Below are 2,465 nucleotides of genomic sequence, written 5' to 3'. Positions count from 1 at the left end.
CCACGGCGAGCAAGAAAGCCAGTATCGCGTGACTGATGCTCCGACATCGGCGTAACGAATCGGCCTTGCTCGCCATTTTCATCTTCCGGTCACCAGGTCAACCTGTATCGGCTGCCTGATGCTTCGACATCGGCGTAACGAATCGGACCTGCTGACCCTTTATCTTCCCTTCACTCCTCGAAACTCTGTCGTCAACTCTCCCCCATCAATATCACACCGATCACCTCAGGAGCCCGCTGCCAGCCCACGACACGAACCACCAAGGAACAGACCTACCCTCCGTACTGAGCACCGACCCAAGTTGATGCGGACCGTTCGATCTAGGATCGATCCTTTGCAAAGGATCGCTAGAACTATCCGACACATCGCCCTAAAGAATGTGCCGTACCGAAGGAAGACCACTTGCTGCTCATTGAAGCCTCCAGGCAAGTGCTCGCCGAACCACGATCCAGTCCGAATCAAGTGGCTGGAACCGTGCAAGGATAACTGAGGGGACGCCGCCAGCACGAAGCGTGTTGGCCCATTAGGAATCAGAGCGTTCACACCTCGAATAGTCGTTTAATCCAGCTCCTTACTTGTTCGCGTCCTACGGCGTTGATGAATCCGTGATCGACATCAACCGAGATGGAAACCGGTGCCATTCACCTGCGCCTTTTTTCGGTCGCCACTTACGGGCGAGCGACCGAAAAAAGCCTCCGGCAAACGGCACCTCACCTCCACCAGCGGAAAAACAATGAAGTAAGACAAAAAACAACCCAACACCACTTGTCAAACCTTGGACTTCATAGTCGTCACCGATCAGCGGGCGGCGGCGAGAGATCCTCCACTGCGAGTTCGCTTGATTCCGCCGCTCCGTTGCATCGGATTGTTCCCCGCGGTTCTCGCTTGGGCAATCGGGTATAGATGCGACCGGAGTCTTTCTGACGCTGTTGTACATCGGCGATTATACGGTCAAGATCGAAATCCATTTCCGCACCTAGTCGGTGACGAATCGATTTGATTTCTTCGGTTGGGTCAAGAATCACTATAAGCCTCCAGCATCTGTTCGGGCGTGCAGATCGTAGCAGGTTCGTATCCGGCGTCGCGACAAACCGCATCAATCAAGTGTTGAGTCGATGGATTCATTATATGCTTGAAGTTCCACGTAGCCAAGAAATCAATCCCGTTAATGGCAGCAACGGCTATATGGGTCGCGTCCCGTGGTTCGGTGGCTGGCACCGCATGATTTGCAAGTAGTGAGGAGGCCAACGCACCAGTCTCAGTGTCAATTTCAAGTAGTTCAACGTTTTGGAGTATCTCGAGTCGCTCGTTGCCGGCATCGGAGTCACCGGCACCGCACTCGGCAAGCACCAAATTTGATGCGTACAAACAGTAACGGTCCTTCGCTGTGTCCCACCAGTGGCGAGTTACGATCTGTCGTGCGTTGACTACGGCGTCTGGATGAAGACGACCAGCGATGTGACCAACAACGGTTGTTTCAAGATAGACGCTGTACATGTCGGTATTCTATCGCGGATGACGTCGGATGTCAGCACGATCGGACCCAAGAGCAATCACGAAGCGTCGGGAAACACGTTGGTTCCGTTTGCCCGCAACGCAATCGTTTATTGCTTGGGCAAAAGAACACTGGCACACTGAGCTCCAACAGCATCTTCATCGCCCCCCGACCTACGGGGTGTCGTGTGCGATATAACCCGAAGTAGCCGACAACTACTGCATTGGATTGATAGGGACGTATTGCACAAGGCTTGTCTTTCCGTTGGTTTTCACGAACCGTCGGATCTTGAGTTTCGGGAGCGCCGACTGGAGTTCATCGAGCGCATGCTCACTAATCCCACGTCCAACAAGAAGGGAGCGAAGCTCGGTGAGTTCGTGAAGATTGGCAATGCCAGCGTCTGTGACCGACGGCGAACAGATGTCTAGATTCCGGAGCCTAGGCAGGTCTGCGAGCAAACTTAGGCCATCGTCCGTGACGTCGGATCGAAGGCTTAGGGTCGAAAACTCAGAAAACTGATTGATGTGTGGAATAAGCTCTGAGAGTCGCTCGTTGTTGAAATGTGGATCGCCAAACGTGCGCGTCCGATGGATGGAAATGCTGGCAACGTTTGTGAAGTAATCATCGTCTTGCACGATTTGCCGTAACCACTGCGGACCGTCAACGCTGATCCCGCATTTTCCGCCAGCATCCCGAATTGCGACATTGGCCGCTTTGATCTTGCGATATCGGTTGGCAGCAAAGCCGAATGCGACTGCGATCACTAACGTAGCAAGCAATATACTGCGCACCGAAAATCTCAGGAAACGTTTCATTCAGTTGGATGCAAAACGAGGATTTAATCAGTCGGGGAACGGCGGCGATATGCGGGCGGCGGCGAGCGACTCAACCACTGAGCCAACGGCGACCAACGCCGCTCCGTCATCATTGCATTGTTACGAGTCGTTTAGTGTAGCGTAGTACACGTGGG

At 53.5% G+C, this 2,465-nt stretch carries 3 protein-coding genes; all 3 read right to left on the bottom strand.

From position 1 onward, the window contains the following. Positions 1-791 precede the first annotated feature (791 nt). The 3 genes from Poly21_RS26805 to Poly21_RS26795 all read right to left on the bottom strand — a co-directional run bounded on the left by Poly21_RS26805 (position 792) and on the right by Poly21_RS26795 (position 2,310). Positions 792-1,025, bottom strand: coding sequence for a hypothetical protein (locus tag Poly21_RS26805; RefSeq protein ID WP_146410134.1), 234 nt, complete (start codon positions 1,023-1,025; stop codon positions 792-794). Beyond that, positions 1,015-1,497, bottom strand: coding sequence for a type II toxin-antitoxin system VapC family toxin (locus Poly21_RS26800; protein ID WP_146410133.1), 483 nt, complete (start codon positions 1,495-1,497; stop codon positions 1,015-1,017). The genes Poly21_RS26805 and Poly21_RS26800 overlap by 11 nt, the downstream gene beginning before the upstream one ends. Positions 1,498-1,710: 213 nt before the next feature. Beyond that, a complete protein-coding gene (locus Poly21_RS26795) occupies positions 1,711-2,310 on the bottom strand; it encodes a hypothetical protein (RefSeq protein WP_146410132.1) in 600 nt (199 codons plus the stop codon). Positions 2,311-2,465: the final 155 nt, after the last annotated feature.

Origin of the sequence: Allorhodopirellula heiligendammensis (assembly GCF_007860105.1) — a bacterium.
GTDB classification, from domain to species: Bacteria; Planctomycetota; Planctomycetia; order Pirellulales; family Pirellulaceae; genus Rhodopirellula; species Rhodopirellula heiligendammensis.
This window is presented reverse-complemented; position numbering and strand designations above follow the sequence as displayed.

What these genes read in the sequence shown, in the direction of transcription:
- Poly21_RS26800 (WP_146410133.1), bottom strand. Translation starts at nt 1,497, where the DNA reads ATGTACAGCGTCTATCTTGAAACAACCGTTGTTGGTCACATCGCTGGT.
- Poly21_RS26795 (WP_146410132.1), bottom strand. Translation starts at nt 2,310, where the DNA reads ATGAAACGTTTCCTGAGATTTTCGGTGCGCAGTATATTGCTTGCTACG.